The sequence below is a fragment of the Pseudomonas sp. Leaf15 genome, from assembly GCF_001421425.1.
GTDB lineage: Bacteria > Pseudomonadota > Gammaproteobacteria > Pseudomonadales > Pseudomonadaceae > Aquipseudomonas > Aquipseudomonas salomonii.
In genome coordinates this window covers 1-23,473 of sequence record NZ_LMKI01000023.1, presented here as the reverse complement: position 1 = coordinate 23,473, position 23,473 = coordinate 1, and the positions used below count along the sequence as shown (strand labels likewise).

The window sequence follows — 23,473 nt, the reverse complement described above, 5'->3', positions numbered from 1 at the left end:
CCGCGTAAGTCGTTTTTATCAGCCCTTGGCGGGCGAAGTGTCTTTGACGTCAGCTGGCGTCGGCGCCATCTGCAGGTGCAAACGCTCGCCGGTGTACGGCGTGTGTTTGCGCACCACGTCCATGTTCAGCTCCACGCCCAGGCCCGGTTCGGTGGACGGGATGATGTAGCCGTCCTCCCATTGCAGCGGCTTGGTCAGCACTTCGGCGTGGAAACCGCCCCAGGTCATGATGCTTTCCTGGATCAGGAAGTTCGGCGTGCACGTGGCCAACTGGAAACTCGCCGCCGCGCCAATCGGCCCGTTGTACAAGTGCGGCGCGATTTGCGCGTAGTAGGCCTCGGCCATGCTCGCGATTTTCTTCGCCTCCAGCAGCCCGCCGCAGCGCGCCACGTTCATTTGCAGGATCGACGCGCCACCGGCCTGCAGCAGTTTGAAAAACTCGTACTTGGTGGTCAGGCGTTCGCCGGTGGCAATCGGGATGCTGGTCTTGGCCGCAACCTGGGCCATGGCGTCTTCCTGGCCAGGCGGCACCGGTTCTTCGAACCATAGCGGGTCGTACTTCTCCAGGCGCTTGGCCAGGCGAATCGCCGATGACGGCACCATCTGCCCATGGGTGCCGAACAACAGGTCACACTTGTCGCCCACCGCCTCGCGGATCTTGCGGCAGAAAGTCTCGCAACGCTCCAGCACTTCCAGCGAAATCTGGTGGCCCGAGTACGCGGTGTACGGGCCGGCCGGGTCGAACTTCACGGCGGTGAAGCCTTTGTTCATATTCTCGATGGCGCACTCGGCGGCCAGGTCCGGGTCGTCGTAGTCGTACTCGCCCTTGCTGTTGACCGGGTACAGGTAGGTGTAGGAACGCAGGCGCTCGTTGACCTTGCCACCCAGCAGCTCATAAACCGGCTTGTTGGCGGCTTTGCCGATGATGTCCCAGCACGCCATTTCCAGGCCGCTGACCACGCCCATCATGGTCAGGTCCGGGCGCTGGGTGAAACCGCTCGAATAAGCCTGGCGGAAAAACCGCTCGATGTGGTGCGGGTCGTGGTTGAGCAGGTAGCGCTCGAACACATCCTCGATGATCGGCAGCATGGCCTTGGGACCAAAGGTGGCGGCGTAAATCTCACCGACACCTTCAATGCCGCAGTCGGTCTTGAGTTTGACGAACAGCCAATACATGCCACCGATATGCGGTGGTGGGACGGCAACGATATGGGTTTCAAGGGCGACGATTTTCATCTCAGGCACCTGTCTGGTTGAATTTTTTACGGTTGATTCGGGCGCGCAGCGTCAGGGCCGCGAGGGTCCCGAGCACGCCGATAAAGGCGATGTAGCCGAAATACAGGTTGTAACCGGCCTTGCCTGGGTAGGTGTCGGTCAGGTAGCCATTGATCAGCGGGATAAAGGTGTCGGGCAGGTAACCCACCACCGAGACGATGCCGATGGCCAGGCCGGTGATGCGCAGCGGAATGTCGCAGCTGTCGAGAATCGCCCAGTACAGACCGCGAATCGCATAGGTCATCAGGCCGATAAAGATCACCGTGCCGATCAGCAGGCCGAGGCTGTTGAGCGCCGGGAACACGATCAGCCCGACCATCGCCAGGGTTACCAGCACCAGCGCGACGATCAGCACTGAGATGTTCGAGAACTTGTCGCCCAGCCAGCCGCCGCCGATGCCGCCGATGGGGCGCATCCACAGTTTGATGGTGGTGATGGTGCCGGCCATCACCGCAGTCATGCCGCTGCCTTGCAAGTAGTCGGAGAAGCTGTAGGTAGCCCAGAACATGTGATAACCGCAGAACACGATGGCGGTCACCAGCCACAGCTCGGGGATTTTCACCAGGGTGGTCAGATCAGCGATCAGGTTGAACTTGCCCTTCTCTACCGCTGGCGTCTCGGCCAGAGACTTGGGGTCTTTGAGCAGTACCAGCCCGCAGCCAATGGCTATACAGATAAACGAGTACAGGTACACCACGTGCTTGAAGCCTTGGGCCGCCGACTGGCTTTGAGTTTCGGTGGCATAGGCAAACAGGCCCAGGGCCACGGTCGCCAGCAAGGCTTCCACCAGGCCGCGACCACCGTCAAGGATGCCGAAGAACCGCCCCTGCTCACTCTGATGAGCAATCATCTTCACGCGCTTGAGCACCGAGGCCCAGAACGTCAGGCCAGTGGTCAGCCCCCAGCAACCGAAAATGATCATCAGGCCGGTCATTGACGGCACGCTGGCGTACCACAGGCCCAGTGCGCCGGTGGCGACCAGCGAGAAGAAGATCAAAAAGCGTGGCGGCAAACGGTCGGCCAGCCATCCGCTGGGCAGGTAGCTGAGCAAAAAGATCGTGCCGAGCATGGAGTACAGGTAGCCCAGTTGACTGTGGTTTATCTGGAACACGTCGAGCATGGTGGTCTGGTAGACCTGGCGCAGGTAGAGGATCGGGTAGATCGCGCCGGCGGCGAGTACCAGCAACAGCAATTGGAAATAACGGCTGGCAGTGTCGTTTGCCGCGGGCACGGCAACGGAAACCTGGGCAACGGGTGCAGGCTTGGACATCATGTGGACCTCAGGCACCCGCTGCGCGGGCGCCCTGATAATTGTTTTTATTAAAGGTGCAACAGGTGCGCGTGGATCAGTACTTCATGACCACCAGGCGGGTCTGGGTAAATTCAAGCATCCCGTGCTTGCCGTCATCGCCGCCCAGCCCTGAGCGTTTCCAGCCGGCATGGAAACCCTGATACGGGTCTGCCGGCGTGCGATTGACGTACAGCTCGCCGGCTTCGATGGCATTCGCCACTTTCATCGCCGTGCGGTAGTTCTCGGTGTAGAGCACCGATGACAGGCCGAATTGATGGTCGTTGGCCATGGCCAGCGCTTCGTCGATGTCGCGGTACTTGAGCACCGGCAACACCGGACCGAAGATTTCTTCCTGAATGATTTCCATGTCCTGGCGGCAACCGCTGAGCAAGGTCGGCGGATAGAAATGGCCCGGCCCGGCTGGCAGCACACCACCTGTTTCCAGTACAGCACCGGCGGCGACGGCGCGCTCGACCATGGCGTGGATATTCTTTTGCGAGCTGGCGTTGACCAACGGGCCCATCAGGCTTTCGTCCGTGGAACGGTCACCGAACTTCACCGCGCTGATCTTGGCTTTCAGCAAAGCGAGGAATGGCTCATAAATACTTTCGTGCACATACACGCGTTCCACCGCCGTACACAGCTGACCGCAGTGGGTGGTCTTGGACGCAACGATAGCGCTGGCGGCTGTTTCCAGGTCGGCATCCGGTTCGATGATTGCCGGGGTCTTGCCGCCCAATTCCAGGGATGGTTTGGCGATATTGGCCTTGCAGTAATCGAGCACGGTACGCCCGGCGTTCACGCTGCCGGTGAGGGTGATCAGGCCGACGGCCTTGTGCGTGCAGACGCTGGCGGCGGTGGCGTGGTCCATGGTCAGGATGTTGATCACACCGGCTGGAATACCGGCTGTCACCACTGCCTTGGCAATTTCAAACGCCGACAGTGGCGTGTTGTTGCTGGGCCGCACCACCACGGTATTACCCGCGATCAGCGCCGGGGCGATCTTGCGCAACAGCGTGTAGACCGGGTAGTTGAACGGGATCAGACAGGCCACCACACCAATCGGCTCGCGGTGCAGGAACAGGTTTTCGTCCGAGGTATCGCTGGGGATGATTTCGCCTTCGATGCGGCGCGCCCATTCGGCGTGGTAACGGGTAATTTGCGCGGCGTAGCGGGCTTCGTTGCTGGCGTCAGTGACGCTCTTGCCGGACTCGCTGGCCAAAGCCGTGCCGATGGCTTCGGCGTGGCTGTCCAGCGCATCAGCGAAGGCACGCAGGTGCTCGGCACGCTCGATGCTGGTGAGCTTGCCCCAGGTTTTCTGGGCGATGGCGGCGGCGTCGACGGCGGCGATGGCCTCATCGGCGGTGGCGGCGCTGACATGGCCAACCAGGGATTCATTGGCAGGGTTGTAGACCGCGATCAGGGCGTCGCTGGCGGGTTCGACGAATTGACCGTTAAAGAAATTGCGCTCGAATTGCATGTGGTTTGCCCAACGTTGTTGTTTTGCGAGTGACATGCAGTTTTGTATTTGCTTGGGGGGTGTGCAAACGACTTATTGGGCGGGGTAACGTGAGGAAAATGCAGGTTTGTGTGCCTGTGGGAGCTGGCTTGAATCCGTGGCTAATCGGATATGTACACAATCAACCCGCCGCAGTAGAGGGCTCCAACTGCCGCTGCGCCAACCAGATCTCCTCCTGCAACCACAGCCCGAACACCTGCAACTGCGGCATATCCGTCTGCTCCGGCCGGGTCACCAGCCAATAGGACTGATGCCCTTCCACATGCACATTCAGCACCTGCGTCAACTGCCCACTGGCCAGTTCCGCTGCGACCATGTGCCAGTCGGCAATGGTAATCCCCAACCCATCCGTCGCCGCCCGAATCGCCAGGTCCAGCAAGTCGAACTCATAGCCGCCCTGGGTATCCACCCCATGAATCCGCGCCGCGTCCAGCCAATGCTTCCACGTCAAGTAACGCTGATCTTCACTGGCCAACACATGCAGTAAGGTCATGCGATTCAGATCCACGCCATCACTGCATTCCCGGGCATACAGCGACGGCGCGCACACCGCGATGTGCCGCTCTTGAATCAGCAATGAACTGTCCAGGCCATCCCACTCGCCATTGCCGAACCGAATGGCGCAATCGAGCGTGCTGGTTTGCGCCAGGCTGTCCTGCAGGCAGGTGGTAATGCTCAACTCCAACTCCGGATGCGCCTCGCGCAAACGCCCCAAACGCGGCATCAACCAGCGGCTGGTAAACGTCGGCGGCGCGTTGATGTGCAAGCGGTTGGAATGGGTTTTCTGCTGGATGCTGCGCACTGTCAGTTCAATCTTGTCGAACGACTGGTGCAACGCCCGCAACAACACGCGCCCGGCACTGGTGAGTTCGAGGTGATGGTGGCGCCGTTCCAGCAGGCTCTCCCCCAATTGTTCTTCCAACTGGCGTACCTGGCGACTGACCGCGCTCTGGGTCACGTTCAACAGCTCGGCAGCCCGGGTAAAGCTGCCGGTGCTGCCGGCGACTTCGAAAGCTTTGAGGGCATTGAGACCAGGCATTTTGCGTTTCATGGAGGGCACTCGACAACGATTAACAAGGAAGATTGAGCAGAGAAATACCCGTACAACATACCTTTTTGTATTGGGCCAGCGGTAGCACTCCCCCCACAGAGAAAAATACTCGACCGAAATCAATCGTGTCGTTTTTGGACTAAACACGTCGCTGACGAATAAATAGCACGCGTATAACGCATGCACACTAAGACAATTAAGCATTGGCTGCCCGCGCACTACAAAAGTTAGTCTTCCCTCCAATTAAGTCTATTGGTTCTTCGCCAACTAAATCGAGGCCGCGCCATGTCTAGCACCCCTATTTCAACGCGGCGAAGTATCGGTTTACTGGCATTGGTATTTACCGCCTGTAACGCGACCACCCACGGTTTCAGTATTTTTCTGTATTCCGCCTTATTGCCGCAGATCCGTGGGGTATTTGAACTGAACTACAGCCAGGCCGCCTTGATTGCAGCCGTGCTGCAGCTGTTCTACATGGGTGCCTCGATTGCCAGCGGCATCGCCGCGGCCTGGGTGAGCCCACGCAATATGGTGCGCCTGACCATCGTGTTAAGCCCGGTGTTGCTGGCACTCGCCGTCGCCACGCCTTGGGTAGTGCCGTTTGCGCTATGCCTGGCGCTGGTGTCGGCCTGCGCGGTGTCGAACTGGAACGCGATTGCCGCATTGGCCCGAGAAGTGATCCCGGCGACTCATCGCAGCCGCGTGCTGGGGTTGGCGTCGTCGGGGGCCGCTTTTGCCATTTGCTTGAATGGGCTATTGATCGCACTGTTGCAAGGTCTGTCATTGCGCCAGTTTTGGTTGATCTGTGCAGGCCTGACGCTGCTGGTCACGCTGCTGACCTTGTGGACCTTGGCAGCGCACGTCGAACAAGCGCCCCGCTCTGTCCAGCCGCCCGCATTCACCCAAGTGCTCAAACAATGGCTGCAACTGTGCGTCGACCAGCCAGTGGCCTTGCACATCGTGATACTCAGCGGATTTATCGGCGCAATCAGTGGACCGTTCCTCAACTTTTTATCGGCCTTTGTCAGTGACCGCCTGCACGCCGGTGCGGCGGTTACGGGCTCGATGTGGACGTTGATCGGCATTGGCGGCGCCATCGGCGGGCTGCTATTGGGCTCGCTGGCGGATCGCTGGGGCGCACTGCGGGTGCTGGCGCTGAGCATTAGCGCATTCGGCCTCGCCATGCTCGGCCTGCTGGGGCATCCCAGCCTATTACTGAGCTGGTGCGCTGCCGGATTGTTCGCGCTGTTCTATTTCCCTTCATGGGGTTTGATGGCCGCCTACCTCAGTGCACGCCTCGATCCGGTGCAAAGCCTGCAAGTGGTGAGCCTGAGCATGGTCAGCTACGGGCTGGCCAGTGCTTCGGCCAATGGGCTGTGTGGTTGGCTGTTGCAGGTCAGTGGCGAATTTGCCGTGGTACATGCCTGGATTGCCGGCTGGGTACTGGCGAGTTTGTTACTGCTCAAGCGCATGGCTCATCGTCAGGTCCTGGACGCGCTGGCTGTGCAGGTACCCTGAGCGCCCCAACTGGCGCTGCAATATTTCTACCAGTGCGTCCACTTCCGGCACCTGGCAACCTGCCGAGCGCCAGAACATCAGGCGCGCCGGTGCAATCGGTGGAAAGCCTTGTTGCTCATCCAGAATCTGCCAGCCCTGCGGCACCAATCGTCGCGCCATGACTCCTACCGACAACCCCTGCTCGATGGCAATCGCAATACCACGCGGGCTTTGGCTGGTATAAACCACCTGCCATGAACGCCCGGCCTGAGCCAGCGCCTGCACGGCATTGGCACGGAACGCACACCCTTCGGCGTAGACAGCCAGCGGCACCGACTGGCGCCCTACGCCACTCCAACTCGGCGCCGCCACCCACACCAACGGTTCATCGCACAGGTATTCCCCCGGTTGCAGGCCCGCATGTTCAACACCCAGTACCAAGTCCAGCTCGCCGCGATGCAAGCGGCTGACCAGCGCGGTAGACATCTCACAGCAAATATCCGGGCGTACCTGGGCAAACTGCGCCTGAAAGTCCTTGAGCATCCCGCCCAGGCAATATTGGGCATAATCTTCGGGCATACCCACATGGATACACACCTGCTCATTGGGTAATTGAGCCGCGTTGACCGCCTCAAGGTGCAGCTTGAGGATCTGCCGCGCATAGATCAGAAAGGTTTCGCCGCTCGGCGTGAGGCCGATGGAGCGGCTGGTGCGGTGAATAAGCGGCGTTCCCACGATCTCTTCCAGGCGCTGCAAGCTCTGGCTGACGGTCGACTGGGTTTTATGCAGGCGCTCGGCAGCCGCCGAAAACCCCTGGCATTCGATAATTGCCACAAACACTTTAAGTAAGCTGCCATCCAGTTCGCCTGACATCACTATCGCCCCTGCCGATGGATTCGATCACAACTTGTAATTTCCCCTTCAAACCGGTTTACGCAACTATCGACTCAACACAACAGCCTACTTCAGGAGCCGTGTATGAGTCTTAAACTTGCCGATGCCGAAACCGGTGATATCAGCGATATCATTAATACAGCGCTGTACCCCATACATGATTCGGGCCATGTTCAACTGCGCGCATTAATTGAACATGCGCGTGCCGAACTGGCCGAAGACGGTTGCTGCCTGCTGAAGAACTTCCTGCGCCCCGAAGTGCTGGAGCAGGCGCGCCTGGAAGGCCAGGCGCTGTCGGGGAAGACGTTCTATTCGGTGCGCAAGGTCAACCCCTACTTCACCGAAGACGACCCCAGCCTGCCCCAGGATGACCCGCGCCGCACGTTCATGGAGCGCACCAGTGGATTCGTGACCCGCGACATGATCGCCCCCGACGCGATCATCCATCGCCTGTACGTGTCGCCAATGATGAAGCGCTTTATCGGCGCCTGCCTCGACGAACCGGAGATTTTCGAATACGCCGACCCTTTCGCCGGCCTGGTGATCAACGTGATGCCCGAGGGCACCGAGCAGCCTTGGCACTTCGACACCAACGAATTCATTGTCAGCATGATGACCCAGAAGCCCGAGGCCGGTGGCCTGTTCGAGTACGCGCCGATGATCCGCTCGCGCAGCCAGGAGAACCTCGGCGCCGTCGGCAAAGTGGTGCGTGGCGAAGACCGCTCGCGGGTGCAGGAACTGGAACTCAACCCCGGTGATTTGCAGATCTTCAAGGGCCGTTTCTCGGTGCACCGCGTCACCCGCGTGGAAGGCTCAACCGAACGCAACACCGCGATCTTCGCCTACTCCGAGAAACCCGGAATCATTGGCCGCGCCCAACGCACCAAACAGCTTTACGGACGCCTGTCCGAAGCCCACCTGCAAGCCGAACGCAACCTGGTGCGCAGCGACCAGTTGCTCGACTGATTCACGCCCATAAAAAACCAAAAAACCGTCTTTGCCCTGCGAGGAACACCCATGAGTCTGTCCGGCCCCAACCGCAAACCCGCCGACTGCGAACCCACCTATGACGAAATCCAGCAAATCCAGCTGGACCGCCTGCAACGGGTACGCAACGAACTGAAAAAACGTGACTACGCCGCCTGTGTGCTGTTCGACCCCACCCATATGCGCTACGCCACCGGCTCACGCAACATGCAGGTGTACTCGGCGCGCAACCCGGCGCGCTATGCGTTTATCCCGGCAGAAGGCCCGGTGGTGATCTTCGAGTTCGGCGGCTGCCTGCACCTGGCCGAAAGCCTGAATACCGTGGATGAAGTGCGCCCGGCCAAAGCCATTTCCTACTACTTCTGCGACAGCTTCTTGAGCAACGTCACCGCCGACTGGGCCGCCGAGATTGACGAACTGGTGCGCAAGTGCGGCGGGGGTAAACGCATTGCCATCGAAAGCGCCACCTCGGCCGCCGCGTTCGAACTGCAACGGCTGGGTTACCAAGTGTTTGACGCCCAGGAACCGCTGGAGCGTGCGCGCTGCATCAAGGTGCCCAACGAACTGAAAATGATCCGTGCCAGCCTGCGCGCCACTGAAACGGGAGTGCGCCTGATGGAAAGTAAACTGGTGCCGGGCATCAGCGAGAACGAACTGTGGTCGCATCTGCACCAGCATGTGATCGCCACCGATGGTGATTACGTCGAGACTCGCCTGCTGTCCTCCGGCCCACGCACTAACCCGTGGTTCCAGGAGTGCAGCACGCGGCCCATCGAAGCCGGTGATCTGGTGGCGCTGGACACCGACGTGGTCGGACGCTTTGGCTACTACGCTGACTTTTCGCGCACCTTCCTCTGTGGCGACCAGGCCGCCACCGCCAAACAACAGGAACTGTACAAACTGGCCTACGAGCAAGTGCAGACCAACGTAGAAATGCTCAAGGCCGGGCGCAGCTTCAAGGAGTATGCGGAGATGGCCTGGAAGATTCCCCAACATTACAAAAACAACCGCTACTTCGCCCTGGCGCACGGGGTTGGCATGACCGGTGAATACCCTTACGTGGTGCACCGCGAAGACATCGACGCACTGGGCTATGACGGCGTGTTCGAAGCCGGCATGACCATCTGCGTGGAAAGCTACATCGGCCACGATGACGGCGGCGAAGGCGTGAAGCTCGAAGAACAGATCTATATCCACGAACACGGTATCGAGTTGCTCTCTGATTACCCGTTCGACCCGCGCCTGTTGCCACGCTGAACACGTCTAGCTCGAGAGGTGGCCTTGGTTAGAATCCGTAACATGCATTTATAGAAGGTTACTGCGCAGAATTTGTCGTTTGTCCATCTTTGCGCAAATGACAAAACTGCGGGCATCTCTAATAAAAACAACATGAGAGCTGCCCTATGTCCTATCCCATTGCCCGCCTTCTGACTTCGTTGCGCCTTGTTCTTCTGCCGGTTTCACAGCGGTTCGTGCTGCGCCGTTGCTGCGCTTGCCACTGACCCTTTCGGTTCAACAAAAACGCATATTCGCAAGTACCGGAGAGGCTTATGAAAGACTTGACTACCCTGGACGGCGCCCCGCCGCATCCAGCCATCAATGACTTGTGTGTGCAAGTTAAAAGCGCCGAAATCAACCGCCGCCAGTTCCTGCGCACCGCCGCGCTGCTGGGCGTCACCGTCGCCAGCGCCAGCACCTTTCTGGGCTCTGCTTTACTGGGCAGCGACGCCCAGGCCGCCGACGCCACACCGGCCCGCCAAGGCGGCAGCCTGCGCTTTGCCTGCGCGATCCAGGAAATCCAGGACCCGATGCTGATCACCTGGATCGAAGCCTCGAACCTGTTGCGCAATTCGCTGGAATACCTAACCTGGGTCGACGCCGACAACATCACCCACCCGTACCTGGCAGAAAGCTGGAGCCCGTCTGACGACCTCACCACCTGGACCTTCAACCTGCGCCAGGACGTGAAGTGGAGCAACGGTGACAGCTTCAACGTCGACGACGTGCAGCACAACATCGAACGCTGGATCGCTGCCGACTCCAAGTCGGTCAACCGTACTGCGTTCCAGGACATCAAGGCCTTCGAAAAGGTCAGCGACTACCAGTTTCGTCTACAGCTCAAACGGCCAATGCTGGCGATCCCGGAAATGCTCAACGCCTTCACCTGCGCCATCGTGCACCGCAGCTTCAAGGCTGGTGACGACTGGTCCAAGAACCCGCTGGCCACCGGGCCGTTCAAGCTGGTGGCGTTCGCAGTGAACAAGCAGGCGACCTTCGCCAAGCGCGCCGATTATTGGGGCAAACCCGCCAACCTCGACGAGCTGCGTTACATCGACATGGGAACCGACGTGTCTACCCACCTTGCCGCACTGCAAGCCGGGCAAGTCGATGTGCTGTACCGCGTGACCGTGGCCGAACTCGACCTGGCCAAGCGCCTGCCCGGCGCGCAGCTGCTGACCTGCAAATCCGCGCAAACCGTGGTGATGCGCATGGCCTGCGACCAGAAGCCCTTCACCGACCTGCGCATCCGCAAAGCCGTGGTGCTCTGCGCTGATAACGCGCAGATGCTCAAGATCGCCTATCGCGGCATGGGCACGCTGGGCGAAGACCACCATGTAGCCCCCTCCCACCCCGAATATTTCCCGTTACCCAAACGCGAGCGTGACGTGGCGGCGGCGAAAAAGCTGCTGGCCGATGCCGGTTTCCCCAACGGTTTGGATATCGACCTGATCGTCGGCAACACCCAGGGCCGCTATGAGCAGGACTGCGCGCAGATCCTGCAACAGAACTGCCTGGAAGCCGGAATTCGCATCAACCTGAAAGTGGTGCCCGCCGCGCAGTATTGGCCAATCTGGGACAAGGCCGCCTTCAGCCTCACCTATTGGGCGCATCGCCCGTTGGGCGTGATGTCCCTGGAGCTGGCCTATCGCGGCGGCGGCGCCTGGAACGAAAGCCACTACAGCGACCCGGCGTTCGACGCCGCGCTGGACAAAGCCATGGGCATCATCGACCCCAAGCAACGCGCGGTGGCGATGCAAAGCGTCGAGCAGATTTTGCAGGACGCCTGCGTGATCGTGCAGCCGTTCTGGGGCGACAAGTTCACCGCCGTGAGCAAAAAAGTGCAGGGCTTTGAGGTGCATCCTTCCGACTTTTACCCCATGGGTAACGTGTGGTTGAGCGCCTGAATCAAGGCGCACGCGTTTCCTGCCCACATGGGCAGGCATTCCAAACTTCGTCGGAGCATGCACCCATGGCTCATTTTCTATTGCGAAAATTATTAGCGCTGATGGCGACGCTGCTGTCGGTGTCCTTGATCGTGTTCCTGGCCCTGGAACTGAACATCGAGGACGTCGCGATCAACGTCCTCGGCCCCTACTCCGCCGCGGATCAGCGCGCGGCATGGCTGGTGGAACATGGCTACAACCAACCCTTCGTGTGGCGTTACCTGCTGTGGCTCAAGGACTTTGTCAGCGGCGACTGGGGTACCTCGGTGTACTTTCGCGAATCGGTAATCAAACTGTTGCTGCCTAACCTGGCGCAAACCCTCACCCTGGCCGGCCTGGCCTTGCTGGTGATGGTGCCCGTGGCGTTGACCCTGGGGATTCTCGCCGGCATTCGCCAGGGCTCGGTACTGGACCGGCTGGTGTCATTCCTGTCGATCGTCACTACCTCGATCCCCGACTTTGCCAGCGCGGTGTTCGTCTCGGCGATCTTTGTGTTCTGGCTCAACTGGCTGCCAGGCGTAAGCAGCATGAGCGACGGCTTCAGCGCCGTGCAACTGGTGCTGCCGTTGATGGTGCTGTGCCTGTTCGGCATCGGCTACCTGGCGCGGATCACCCGGGCGTCGATGGTCGAGGTGATGCAGTCGCCGTACATCCGCACCGCGCGGCTCAAAGGCGCTTCCACCGCGCGCATCGTGGTTCGCCATGCCCTGCGTAACGTATTGATCGCGCCGATCACCGTGATCATGCTCTACATCCCATGGCTGCTGTCCAACGTGATCGTGGTCGAGGTGTTCTTTGCCTACAAGGGCTTTGGCTCGCTGCTCTACACCGCGTCGCTGAACCATGACGTGTACCTGATCGAAGCCTGCGCGATGGTCAGCGCGGTGGTGGTGGGCATCACCAAGATCTTCTCGGATCTGGCCTACACCTGGCTCAACCCGCGCATCACCCTGCGCAGTCTTGGCGGGGGTGCTCAATGAATCGTCTGCACGCCTTCAAACATCCCCTGGCGTTGCTCGGCTTGTTGCTGGTCGGCGGCTGGGTGCTCACCGCGCTGTTTGCGCCGTGGTTGGCGCCGCATGATCCGTTGGAGAGCTTCACGCCCTTGCTGACGCCGATGAGCGTCGGCGACAACGGCCAAAGTTTCCTGCTGGGCACCGACATGATCGGCCGCGACATTCTCTCGCGGCTGATCTGGGGCACACGCACGGTGCTGTTGTGGTCGATCCTGGCCACCCTCACGGCGTTCGCCGTCGGTATCGCCATGGGCCTGTGTGCCGGTTACTTCAACGGCTGGGTCGATGCGCTGCTGTCGTATGTGGCCGACACCGTGCTGTCGTTCCCGGTGCTGGTGTTGTACATCGTGATCATCATTGCCCTCGGCGCCTCGGCGCTGAACATCCTGATTGCGGTGACGTTTACCAGTGCGCCGGCGATCTTTCGCATCATGCGCGCACTGACCATCGACATTCGCTCACGTGACTACGTGCTCAGCGCGATCACCCAGGGCGAAGGCTCGCTGCGCATCATGCTGGTGGAGATTTTGCCCAACTGCGGTGGCCCGTTGATCGTGGATTTCTGCCTGCGCATCGGCTACACCGCGATCATGATCGGCGCCCTGGGCTTTCTCGGCCTCGGCCTGCCGCCGCCCACACCCGACTGGGGCGGCATGATCAACGACGGCCGTGCCATGGCCATCGCCTTCCCGCACCTGGTGATCTTCCCGTGCATTGCCATTTCCACCCTGATGCTGGGCCTGAGCCTGCTGGCTGACGGCCTGGATGAAAACGCCCAGCAAGGCGCAAGGAATTGAGCATGAACCCACAACCTGTATTGCGCGTGCAAAACCTCTCGATTGAACTGCCTGTCGGCGCAGACCGCAGCCATGCCGTGCACGGCATCAGCCTGGAGGTGCACAAGGGCGAAATACTCTGTGTGATCGGCGAATCCGGCTCCGGCAAATCGGTGCTGTCGGCGGCGATTATGGGCGACTACGCCAAAGGCTTGCGCCACGCCGGTGGGGTGATCGACTTCCTTGGCGATGACATTTGCCGCCTCGACGAAAGCCGCCTGCGCCAGCTGCGCGGCAACCGTATCGCGATGATTTTCCAGGAGCCCATGGCAGCGTTGAACCCGGCGATTCGGATCGGCAAGCAAGTCGAAGAGATCTTTAATATCCATGCGCCGCAAATGCCCCCGCGCGAACGCCGCGAACGCATGCTCGCGTTGCTGGAATCCACCCAGTTGCCCGACCCGCCGCGCATCGCCAACAGCTTTCCCCATCAACTCTCCGGCGGCCAATGCCAGCGCGTGGTGATCGCTATGGCCTTGGCGATGAACCCGGATTTGTTGATCGCCGACGAACCGACCACCGCCCTCGACGTGACCACTCAAGCCCAGGTGTTAACACTGGTGCGCGACCTGCGTGGGCGCGGCCAGCACGGCATTTTGTTTATCACCCACGACTTCGGGGTGGTGGCGCAGATCGCCGACCGCATTGCGGTGATGGAAGGCGGCCGCCTGGTGGAAATCGGCGAACGCGACCAGGTGCTCAACGCCCCGGCCCACGCCTACACCCGCAAGTTGATTGCGGCGGTGCCGGCGCTGCACCCGGAACTGCATAAGCCGAGCGCCGACGGCGAGCTGGCGCTGCGCATCGAGAACCTGACCAAGACCTACACCGTCGGCGGCAGCTCGGTCGCGGCCTTGCGTAACGTATCGCTGAACCTGCCACGCGGCAAAACACTGGCGATTGTCGGCGAGTCCGGCTCGGGGAAAAGCACGCTGGTCAAGGCTGCAATTCGTCTGATCGACAGCGACAGCGGGCATGTGTGGGTCGGTGATACGGACTTCCTGGCCTTGCGCGGCGCGGCCCTGGCGGCCAATCGGCGGCGTATCCAGATGATCTTCCAGGACCCGTATGGCTCACTCAACCCGCGCCATCGAGTCGGCGACATCATTGCCCGTGCTGCGCAACTGCGTGGTTTATCGGCCAAGGACGCCTGGGCCGAGGCCGGTGATTTGCTTGAACAAGTGGGCCTCAAGCGCGATGCGCTCAAGCGCAAACCCCGGCAGTTTTCCGGTGGCCAGCGCCAGCGCATCGGCATCGCCCGCGCCCTGGCGATGCGCCCGGAAGTGTTGATCGCCGATGAAAGCGTCTCGGCGCTGGATGTGTCGGTGCAAAAGCAGGTGCTGGAGCTGCTGGCCGATCTGCAAAAGCAACTCAACCTGAGCATCCTGTTTATCACCCACGACCTGCGCGTGGCGGCGCAGATCAGCGACCACATCGCCGTGATGCGCCAGGGTGAGGTGGTCGAATACGGCAGCGCCGAACAGGTGCTGTTGCGGCCCCAGAACAGCTACACCCAGGCCTTGCTCGCCGCCGCGCCAGGCGCCACGCAATTACCGGCCGCCGGGCCGCCGCTGAGGTTGATCCGCCCCGCCGCGCACTGAGTTCCAAGCCTTTCCCTGTGTCGCAGCGTTCGCTGCGACAACGGGCTGCTGTTGCCCAAAATAACTAATAACGAGAGTAAAACCATGCGACCAACCCTACGTTACATCGCCCTGGTCCCCGTGCTCGGCGCCCTGGCGGCACCCGCCATGGCCTACCAGGTTACCGACAACCTTGACCTCGGCGGCGCCGTACGCGCGCGTTGGGACTATGACCCGGACCGCGGCATCCAGAAGTTCGGCCTCGACACCGCATTCCTCACCGCCAAGTACAACTCCGACACCTGGATCGGTGAGGCGCAGTACCGCTTCTACGGGCGTTCGTACCCGTACCAGTACACCAAGAACTACGGTGATATCCAGTTCGCCAAATTTGCGTGGGTGGGCTACAAGTTCAATCCCGACCAGCAAGTGCAAGTGGGTCTGAACACCGTGCCGTTCGGCTTGCAGCCCTATTTCGGCAGCACCTTCTACGAAACCCTGGGCAATGTGATCGGCCTGGAAGACGTGCAACAGGTCGGCGCCAAATACATCCAGCAAAGCGGTGACTGGAATATTCAGGCCGGTTATTACCTGCGCCCGGCGTGGCAAGGTAAAGGCACCAGCAAGGGCGTGACCTATTCCAGCGTGGTCTCCGAAGCCGACAGCTACGTGGCCGACGGCAGCAACAACCAGGAACGCAACACCGTGGTGGTACGCGTGGCCAAGGCAATGGACCTGGGTAACTGGAAATCCGAAGTCGGCCTCTCCGGCCTCACCTCGACCCTGGAGAACAAAGACACCGGCGACGACGGCCGCCGCAACGCCGTGGCCATTCACTACCTGGGCAAAAACGGCCCGTGGGGCGTGCAACTGCAGGCGGCGCGCCAGCAAATGTCGCCGCGCAACGAAGGCACCGACGGCGTGGTGACGCTGGGCGGGTATGACGGCACCTTCAACGTCGCCAGTCGCGGCAACTTGTATGTGGCGGATTTGAGTTACGACGTGGGCGGCAAATACCTGTTCGATCAGATCAGCGGTGTGAAGCTGTATGCCAACTACAGTGCCTTTGACAAGTCTGACAATGACTTCAAAACCTCACAACGGCTGATCCTGGGCACCTCGTTTTCGGTCAGTAAATTGTGGGTAGCGACGGAGTGGCTGATCGGCAAGAACGACCCGTATATTGGCGGCAGCAGCTACACCCAGAGCTTGGGCGCAGGCGGCAGTAATCAGTTGGAAAATCAGCTGTACATGAACATCGGTTACTACTTCTAATAGGCCACCGACGCCATCGCAGGCAAGCCAGCTCCCACATTGAAATGCATTGCCAGTGTGGGGGCTGGCTTGCCTGCGATGAAGCCCGCAAAAACACCATAAAAATAACAAGTATGGACCCCACCCATGCGCCACTTGCCCGCCCTCACCATGCTCCGCGTCTTCGAAGAAGTCGCCCGCCATCGCAGCTTCAGCCAGGCCGCGGTGGGCCTCAATGTGACCCAGGGCGCGGTCAGCCGCCAGATCAAGCAACTGGAAGACTACCTCGGCGTCGCCCTGTTCATTCGCACGCCCCAAGGCCTGTCCCTGACCGAAGCCGGCTTTGCCCTCTCGCCGCACCTGAGCGACGCCTTCGACCATATCGAGCGCGCCCTGCAAGCCGTGCGCGTGCCCAACCTGCGCCAGCGCCTGCGCGTCGTCGCACCGCCTACCTGGGCCACGCGCTGGTTGTCGGCGCACTTGCGGCGTTTCTGCGAGCGCTACCCGGATATCAACCTCAGTGTCACCCACCAAAACACCCACGACAGCCTCGCGGAGATCGACTGCCGGATTCGTTTCGGCCTGCATGCGGACCCGCATTGCAGCAGTGAGCTGTTGGTGATGGAACGGCATATTGCCGTAGCCAGCCCGGAGTTGTTCGAAGGCGGCCAACCGCCGGATCTGCGGCGCTTCCCATTGCTGCATATCCTGCACGACGGTAAGCGTTTGAAGGTTTGGGAGAACTGGCTGGCGGCCATGGGCCGAGACGACATCGATGCGGGCCAGGGCCTGGAATTCAGCACCCTGGACCAAGTGATCCACACTGCCCTGGCCGGCGGTGGCCTGGCGGTGATCGACCGGCAGATGATCGAACGTGAACTGGCCAATGGCAGTTTGGTGCCGATCACTCCCGTGGAAGTGATCGGCCCCTATGGTTATTGGCTGGATGTGGCAACCGACAAACAGGGCTTATCCAAGGTTGGCTTGTTTACGCAGTGGTTGGGCCAGGTCAGCAATCCCTGACACCGGCGGCGCTTGGGCTTTGCACGCCTGACTCAAGGTCAACGCCTTGGTCTCTGGCGCCCAGGCCCAGGAGATGATCGCACCCAACACCAGGATAGCCGCGAGAATGCCCATGGTCGGGCTCAAGCCGATCCCCGCCACACTCACCGGCAGCAAAAACGTGCTGATCGCCGACCCCAACCGACTTACCGCCGTCGCCAGGCCAATCCCGCTGGCACGCACTTCGGTAGGAAAGCTTTCGGCCGGGAACACGCCAACCAAGTTGCTCACGGCCGACAACACCAGCGTGAACACACCAAAGGTCAGCACCATCAACCACGCCATACTCCCCGGCAACACAGCGAGCAAAAACAACGCCGCCGCGAGGATGATGAATGAGTTTATGAGGAAGCCCCGCCGCGAGAACTTCACGGTGCACCAAATACCTATTAATGCACCGACAATCAGCAACAGGTTAAGCAGCAACTCAGTACCGAACCCCTGGGACAATCCCATCTTCTGCAGGATCGATGGCAGAAACGTATAGATCGCGAAATACGGCATCACGATACAGACAAAAAACAGGCAATTGAACGCGGTGCGCTTACGGTACTCACGACTGAACAACACGCCATAACCGGAACGGGTCTGCGTCGGCGGCTCTTCATCCAACACCACATGCTCGCCCAAGTGCTTTTTGACGATGGCACGGGCCTCGGCGATGCGCCCACGGTTGACCAGCCAACGCGGTGATTCCGGCGTGCCGACTCGGGCGATCAGGATCAACCCGGCCGGAATCGCCGACGACGCGAGCATCCAGCGCCAGGCGTCGTCGCCGAGGCTGAGCATCGCGGTACCGACAAAGGTTGCCGCCACATAACCAACGGTCCAGACCACGCTGAAAGAGCCGAGCAACACGCCGCGATGCTTCTTCGGCGCGAACTCGGCAAGCATGGCGTGGCCCACGCTGAAATCTCCGCCCAGGCCAATGCCGATGAGGATGCGGCACAGCAACAGGCCCATGGCCGTCTCGGCATAAAACTGCATGACCGAGGCGACGGTAATCAGCACAAAGCTGACCAGGAAGATTTTCTGCCGGCCGAGGCTGTCGGAAATCCAGCCGAAAAACAGGCTGCCCACAAACAGCCCGATCAGCGCCGAAGCGCCGATGAGGCCTTGCCAGAAGGCATCCAGTTGCATCTGTGGGCTGAGCAGGGTGAAAGCGATACCGATCAAGCCAAGGATATAGCCGTCGGTGAAATGCGCGCCGAAGGTGAGGCCGGCGATTTTCAGGTGAAAACGGCCGATGGGCAGGTCGTCGATTTTGACGGGTTGAGCAGTCATGGTGTTCTCCATTTTGTTGTTCTTGACGGAGTAACAGCGGGCAACACCCGATCCAATGTGGGAATGGGCTTGTGTGGGAGCTGGCTTGCCTGCGATAGCGGTGTGTCAGTTAATCGATGGGTGGCTGACCCACCGCTATCGCAGGCAAGCCAGCTCCCACATTAGGACTGCGTGGTCTTACAGCCCTCCCATTAACAGGTATTTGATCTCCAGGTAATCATCCAGCCCATACTTGGAACCTTCACGGCCCAGGCCCGATTCCTTGATCCCACCAAACGGCGCAACCTCGGTGGAGATGATCCCTTCGTTGATGCCGACCATGCCCGCCTCCAGGCCTTCGGCCATGCGCCACACCCGGCCGATATCGCGGCTGTAGAAGTAGGCGGACAAGCCGAACGGCGTGTCATTGGCGCGTTGCAGCACCTCGGTCTCATCCTTGAAGCGGAAGCACGCGGCCACCGGGCCAAAGGTCTCTTCCTGGGCGATCAGCATGTCGCCATGGGCTTCGGTGAGAATGGTCGGTTCGAAAAAGGTGCCGCCCAATGCATGGCGACGGCCGCCGCAGAGCAGTTTGGCGCCCCTCTTCAGCGCATCGCCCACGTGCGCTTCAACCTTGGCCAAGGCCGCCGCATTGATCAGCGGGCCTTGCTCGGTGTCGCCGTCCAGCGCACTGCCCACGCGCATGGCGCTGACGGCTTCGGCCAGTTTGCGCGTGAACGCGTCGTAAACGCTGTCCTGGATAAAGAAGCGGTTGACGCACACACAGGTCTGCCCGGTATTGCGGAACTTGGACGCCATGGCGCCTTTGACGGCGGCGTCCAGGTCGGCGTCGTCGAACACGATAAACGGCGCGTTGCCGCCCAGTTCCAGCGAGACTTTTTTCAGCGTGTCGGCGGCCTGGCGCATCAGCAGTTTGCCGGTGCGCGTGGAGCCGGTGAACGACAGCTTGCGCACTACGCTGGAAGCTTGCAGCGCGCCGCCGATGGCCACCGCATCGCCGGAGACAATATTGAACACCCCGGCCGGAATGCCCGCCTGCTCGGCCAGTACCGCGAGGGCAAACGCCGACAGCGGGGTTTCTTCCGATGGCTTGAGAATCATCGTGCAACCGGCCGCCAGCGCCGGGCCGACCTTGCGGGTGACCATGGCCAGCGGGAAGTTCCACGGCGTGATTGCCGCGACCACGCCGATGGCTTCCTTGGTCACAATAATGCGCGCGTCGGCCTTGTGGGTCGGTATCACGTCGCCATAGGCACGCTTGGCCTCTTCACCAAACCACTCCAGGAAACTGGCGGCGTAGACCACTTCGCCCATGGCTTCGGCCAAGGGTTTGCCCTGCTCCAGGCTGAGCAGTTGGGCCAGGTCTTGCTGATGGCTGAGCATCAACTCGCTCCAGCGCTTGAGGCGCTGGCTGCGTTCCTTGGCGGTGAGCTTGCGCCAGGCCGGCAGCGCGCGGTTGGCGGCGTCGATGGCCAGGTTGGTTTCTTCAGCACCAGCGCGTTGCACCTCAACAATCAGCACGCCATTGGCCGGGTTGACCACCGGGTAAGTCGGCCCACCGCTGGACCATTGGCCGTCGATGTAGTTGCCAGTACGGATCAGCGGGTTCATGCCACGGCCTCGATCAGGTTGAAACGGTCCAGGCCCGGGCGGGCCGCGCGCAGGATGCGCTTGCCGGCGGTGTAATCATTGATCACGTCGCACGGGGTGTAATTGCGTTCCAGCTCGTGCAGCTCTTCGGCGTCGAGTTGGGTATCCAGGGCCGCCAGCGCGCTGTCGAACTGCGCAGTGGTGTCGGCGCCCACCAGCATCACGTCGACGCCTGGGTGGTTGGCGACCCAGGCCTGGGCAATCTGCGCGTTGGACACGCCACGGGCACGCGCCACGCGCTGTACCGAATGAGCGATGTCGAACGAGGCCTGGTCGCTGTACATCTGCTGGGTGAAAAAGTCGGTCTGGTTGCGCGTCGACTGCACTTCGCCGGTCAGCAAGCCACGCGCCAGCGGACTGAACACCGAGACGCCCAGGCCCTGGTCGCGGCAGAACGGGATCATCTCGCGTTCTTCTTCGCGGTAGGCGCAGTTCAGTTGCAGCTGCATATTGATCGGCTTGACCCAGCCATTGCGTTCGCAGGCCATGAGGATTTTCGCCAGTTGACCGGTGAGCATGGTCGACACGCCGATGTAGCGGGCCTTGCCGGAACGCACGATATCGTTCATCGCCGCCATGGTTTCTTCGACCGGAGTGTTCACATCGAAGTAATGCAGCATGAACACGTCGACGTAATCCATGCCCAGACGGGTAAGGGACGCGTCGATACTGTCCATGATGTGTTTGCGTGAGTGGCCGCTGGCATTGATGCCGCTGCGGGTGCCGTAGCCGACCTTGGTGGTGACCACAATGTCTTCACGCCGGGCCACACGCTTGAGGATGCGCCCCACCACTTCTTCGCCGACGCCTGCAGAATAGAAGTCGGCCAGGTCAATGAAGTTGACGCCGTTGTCCAGGGCGTGGGCGACGATCGGCTCGCTTTGCTTTTCATCGAAAATCCACGGTTTCCAGTCCGGGGTGCCCATGTTCATGGTGCCCAGGCACAGACGCGAGACTTGCAGGCCGGAGTTGCCCAAACGAATGTATTGCATGGCAGTCTCCTCAGGCCTTTGGCGTGTAGAAAGGGTTGCTGATGTGGTTGACCACATCCGCAAATTGCGCGGTGTACGGCGTGCCATTGAGGGCCGCGCGGATCGCGGTGCGGCAGGCGTTGTAGTTGTTCAGGTAGACCGCATCGAGGTCATCGCAGCCTGGGTTGACCCAGTTGGCGGTGACAATCGCCCACTCGTCTTCGGCTTCCGGCGGCAAGGTGCCGTCCAGCAAGGCTTCGAGCACCGCCTTGGCGATGCCGGCCTGGGACGCGCCCCAGGTGGCGTTGCCGTGCAGGTCGCTGCCGATCGCGGCTTTGTTGACGTAGAGGGTCATGGGTTTGACCGGGATATTCGGCTGGGCGATCACCATAAATGGGCAATGGCCCTGGCTTGGGGACGCCAGACTGTTGGCGAACGCTTGGCCGGCAGGGCCGTTGCGTGGGCCGATCAGGATGTTGATGTGGGCAGCATTGACGCCAGGGCCTTCGAAGCCTTCGCCGATGTACAGATCAAGTGCTTTCATTTTCGCAATCGCTCGTTGTTGTTATGGGAGCTGTTTGGCGAATTTTTAGCACTGGCGGCAGAAGCGCCCGTAACCATTAAAAGTCATGGGGCTGTGAGTTTTTATCATGCCCCTGCTAGAGGGCGAGTTCCATCTTGATAATCTCGATGGAAACCGGGCTGTTGCCTCGGCTGAAGGTGCCCTCGCCGACCTTGCGAAAGCCGAAGGCGGCATAGAACTTTTCGGCGTTAAGGGTCGCTTCCAGGTAAGCCTTGGCATGGCCGGCGTTCTTGATGCGCTGCAAGGCTTCATTCAATAAGCGTGCGCCAATGCCCTGCCCGGCGGCAGCGCCGCGCACGAACAGCTTGCTGATTTCATGCCCGTCGATTTCGATAAACCCCTGCAGCCTGTCGGTGTACGCCAGCCACAGGTTGCCGGCGGCGATGGCCTCGCGATAGGTAGCAGGTGAGCGGCCGTCGAGCCACATGGCGATCTGTTCGGGGCCATAGTCACCTGTGCAGAGTGTTTCGACGGAGTTTCTATGCACGTCGAAGAGGCTTTGCGCGTCTTCCAGCAAGGCGGATCGGATCAGTATTTTTTTCATTCCCTTGAAATTCCACTGGCAGCCAATGAACCCAGGTTTTATAGCTCAACCGACGCTGCGCCGCGACCCAAGACCGCACATCTTGTGCGTTGACCTGCTTTGTTACACACAATATAGTGTGCCCACAAACACAAACCACCACTACATAGTGTGCAGTATCGGTATTTACCGACCACACTCTGCGCAGTATTTCAATGCCTTGAAGCCTGCAAAAACCTATTTTTCGAGTACCAGGAAGGAGAATTTCAATGTTGAGTTGGGATGAAGTCGACAACGAAGACACCGGTGCAGCGGTGATCAAGGGCGCCAACGCCGGCCACGCCAGCGAAGCCAACATGGACCGTCTCGACGGTGCCGGTGCTGCCGCCGCCCTGGAAGCGCGCAACGTCACCGCCAGCGACTCGGCGGCGATCATCCGCGCCAAGGCCGCCCTGGACAAACTCGACGTCGCCGAAGGCCTCGCCGAACTCGAAGGCTCCGCCGCTCGCGTCGCCGTTGACGAAAAGCGCATGATCAACTGCCGCGCCGACCTCACCGCGCATGATTCATCCGCGCCAAGGCCGCCCTGGACAAACTCGACGTCGCCGAAGGCCTCGCCGAACTCGAAGGCTCCGCCGCTCGCGTCGCCGTTGACGAAAAGCGCATGATCAACTGCCGCGCCGACCTCAACCAACTCGTACCTTTCAAGTACGACTGGGCCTGGCAAAAGTACCTCGACGGCTGCGCCAACCACTGGATGCCGCAAGAGGTCAACATGACCGCCGACATCGCCCTGTGGAAAAACCCCGAAGGCCTCACCGACGACGAACGCCGCATCGTCATGCGCAACCTCGGCTTCTTCTCCACCGCCGACTCCCTGGTTGCCAACAACCTGGTRCTGGCCGTKTACCGCCTGATCACCAACCCGGAGTGCCGCCAGTACATTGATCACCAACCCGGAGTGCCGCCAGTACAT

20 protein-coding genes and 1 pseudogene are annotated in these 23,473 nt (G+C 60.6%); 11 read left to right on the top strand and 10 right to left on the bottom strand.

The annotated features are described in order from the left end of the window. Positions 1-18: 18 nt before the first annotated feature. The 4 genes from ASE80_RS16445 to ASE80_RS16430 form a co-directional block, all read right to left on the bottom strand. The gene (locus tag ASE80_RS16445) at positions 19-1,236 is read right to left on the bottom strand and encodes a mandelate racemase/muconate lactonizing enzyme family protein (RefSeq protein ID WP_017135452.1); all 1,218 of its coding nucleotides are present in this window, start codon (positions 1,234-1,236) and stop codon (positions 19-21) included. Between the two features lies 1 nt (position 1,237). Continuing rightward, positions 1,238-2,545 carry an MFS transporter gene (locus ASE80_RS16440; RefSeq protein ID WP_056860322.1) on the bottom strand — a complete coding sequence of 436 codons (1,308 nt, stop codon included), beginning with the start codon at positions 2,543-2,545 and terminating at the stop codon, positions 1,238-1,240. Positions 2,546-2,621: 76 nt separating this feature from the next. Further along, entirely contained in the window at positions 2,622-4,046 is a 1,425-nt protein-coding gene (gene aldA / locus ASE80_RS16435; RefSeq protein WP_056859854.1) for an aldehyde dehydrogenase, read from the bottom strand. Positions 4,047-4,206: 160 nt separating this feature from the next. Further along, positions 4,207-5,136, bottom strand: a complete 930-nt coding sequence (locus ASE80_RS16430; RefSeq protein ID WP_082463633.1) for a LysR substrate-binding domain-containing protein — start codon at positions 5,134-5,136, stop codon at positions 4,207-4,209. Between the two features lie 285 nt (positions 5,137-5,421). On the opposite strand from ASE80_RS16430, the gene ASE80_RS16425 reads away from it, so the two are divergent. Then, positions 5,422-6,654 carry an MFS transporter gene (locus ASE80_RS16425; protein WP_056859852.1) on the top strand — a complete coding sequence of 411 codons (1,233 nt, stop codon included), beginning with the start codon at positions 5,422-5,424 and terminating at the stop codon, positions 6,652-6,654. On the opposite strand, the gene ASE80_RS16420 is transcribed toward ASE80_RS16425, so the two are convergent. Continuing rightward, complete coding sequence (locus ASE80_RS16420) at positions 6,592-7,506, bottom strand: LysR family transcriptional regulator (protein WP_056859851.1); 915 nt, start codon at positions 7,504-7,506, stop codon at positions 6,592-6,594. The genes ASE80_RS16425 and ASE80_RS16420 overlap by 63 nt on opposite strands. A 105-nt stretch (positions 7,507-7,611) precedes the next feature. Here ASE80_RS16420 and ASE80_RS16415 point away from each other — a divergent pair, with 105 nt between their 5' ends. The 8 genes from ASE80_RS16415 (at position 7,612) to ASE80_RS16380 (ending at position 17,447) form a co-directional block, all read left to right on the top strand. Beyond that, a complete protein-coding gene (locus ASE80_RS16415; RefSeq protein ID WP_056859850.1) occupies positions 7,612-8,493 on the top strand; it encodes a HalD/BesD family halogenase in 882 nt (293 codons plus the stop codon). A gap of 51 nt (positions 8,494-8,544) precedes the next feature. After that, a complete protein-coding gene (locus ASE80_RS16410) occupies positions 8,545-9,771 on the top strand; it encodes a M24 family metallopeptidase (protein ID WP_056859849.1) in 1,227 nt (408 codons plus the stop codon). 293 nt (positions 9,772-10,064) lie between these two features. Continuing rightward, complete coding sequence (locus ASE80_RS16405; protein ID WP_056859848.1) at positions 10,065-11,699, top strand: ABC transporter substrate-binding protein; 1,635 nt, start codon at positions 10,065-10,067, stop codon at positions 11,697-11,699. A 65-nt stretch (positions 11,700-11,764) separates the two neighbouring features. Next, positions 11,765-12,718 carry an ABC transporter permease gene (locus ASE80_RS16400; RefSeq protein WP_056859847.1) on the top strand — a complete coding sequence of 318 codons (954 nt, stop codon included), beginning with the start codon at positions 11,765-11,767 and terminating at the stop codon, positions 12,716-12,718. Next, positions 12,715-13,551: an ABC transporter permease gene (locus tag ASE80_RS16395; protein ID WP_056859846.1), complete on the top strand. Its 837-nt coding sequence runs from the start codon at positions 12,715-12,717 to the stop codon at positions 13,549-13,551. Before ASE80_RS16400 ends, ASE80_RS16395 begins: the two co-directional genes overlap by 4 nt. Before the next feature lie 2 nt (positions 13,552-13,553). Next, the gene (locus ASE80_RS16390; RefSeq protein ID WP_056859845.1) at positions 13,554-15,191 is read left to right on the top strand and encodes a dipeptide ABC transporter ATP-binding protein; all 1,638 of its coding nucleotides are present in this window, start codon (positions 13,554-13,556) and stop codon (positions 15,189-15,191) included. Positions 15,192-15,275: 84 nt separating this feature from the next. Further along, on the top strand, positions 15,276-16,445 hold the full coding sequence (locus ASE80_RS16385) for a hypothetical protein (protein ID WP_056859844.1): 1,170 nt from the start codon (positions 15,276-15,278) through the stop codon (positions 16,443-16,445). Positions 16,446-16,571: 126 nt separating this feature from the next. Next, positions 16,572-17,447, top strand: coding sequence for a LysR substrate-binding domain-containing protein (locus tag ASE80_RS16380; protein ID WP_056859843.1), 876 nt, complete (start codon positions 16,572-16,574; stop codon positions 17,445-17,447). Here the strand turns inward: ASE80_RS16380 and ASE80_RS16375 are convergent. The 5 genes from ASE80_RS16375 to ASE80_RS16355 form a co-directional block, all read right to left on the bottom strand. Continuing rightward, positions 17,394-18,770: an MFS transporter gene (locus ASE80_RS16375; protein ID WP_056860321.1), complete on the bottom strand. Its 1,377-nt coding sequence runs from the start codon at positions 18,768-18,770 to the stop codon at positions 17,394-17,396. The two genes, ASE80_RS16380 and ASE80_RS16375, sit on opposite strands and share 54 nt — an antisense overlap. A 177-nt stretch (positions 18,771-18,947) precedes the next feature. Continuing rightward, positions 18,948-20,381 carry an NAD-dependent succinate-semialdehyde dehydrogenase gene (locus tag ASE80_RS16370; RefSeq protein ID WP_056859842.1) on the bottom strand — a complete coding sequence of 478 codons (1,434 nt, stop codon included), beginning with the start codon at positions 20,379-20,381 and terminating at the stop codon, positions 18,948-18,950. Further along, positions 20,378-21,412 carry an aldo/keto reductase gene (locus ASE80_RS16365; protein ID WP_056859841.1) on the bottom strand — a complete coding sequence of 345 codons (1,035 nt, stop codon included), beginning with the start codon at positions 21,410-21,412 and terminating at the stop codon, positions 20,378-20,380. The genes ASE80_RS16370 and ASE80_RS16365 overlap by 4 nt, the downstream gene beginning before the upstream one ends. A 10-nt stretch (positions 21,413-21,422) precedes the next feature. Next, positions 21,423-21,935 (bottom strand): formaldehyde-activating enzyme, encoded by a 513-nt coding sequence (gene fae / locus ASE80_RS16360; protein WP_056859840.1) that lies wholly within the window; start codon positions 21,933-21,935, stop codon positions 21,423-21,425. 115 nt (positions 21,936-22,050) lie between these two features. Continuing rightward, on the bottom strand, positions 22,051-22,518 hold the full coding sequence (locus tag ASE80_RS16355; protein WP_056859839.1) for a GNAT family N-acetyltransferase: 468 nt from the start codon (positions 22,516-22,518) through the stop codon (positions 22,051-22,053). 248 nt (positions 22,519-22,766) lie between these two features. Here ASE80_RS16355 and ASE80_RS31885 point away from each other — a divergent pair. Both ASE80_RS31885 and ASE80_RS16345 read left to right on the top strand, forming a co-directional pair. Further along, positions 22,767-22,931: pseudogene (locus ASE80_RS31885) on the top strand (ribonucleotide-diphosphate reductase subunit beta); the annotation flags it as partial. A 134-nt stretch (positions 22,932-23,065) separates the two neighbouring features. After that, the coding region (locus tag ASE80_RS16345) for a ribonucleotide-diphosphate reductase subunit beta (protein ID WP_177336528.1) at positions 23,066-23,473 on the top strand (408 nt) is incomplete at its 3' end.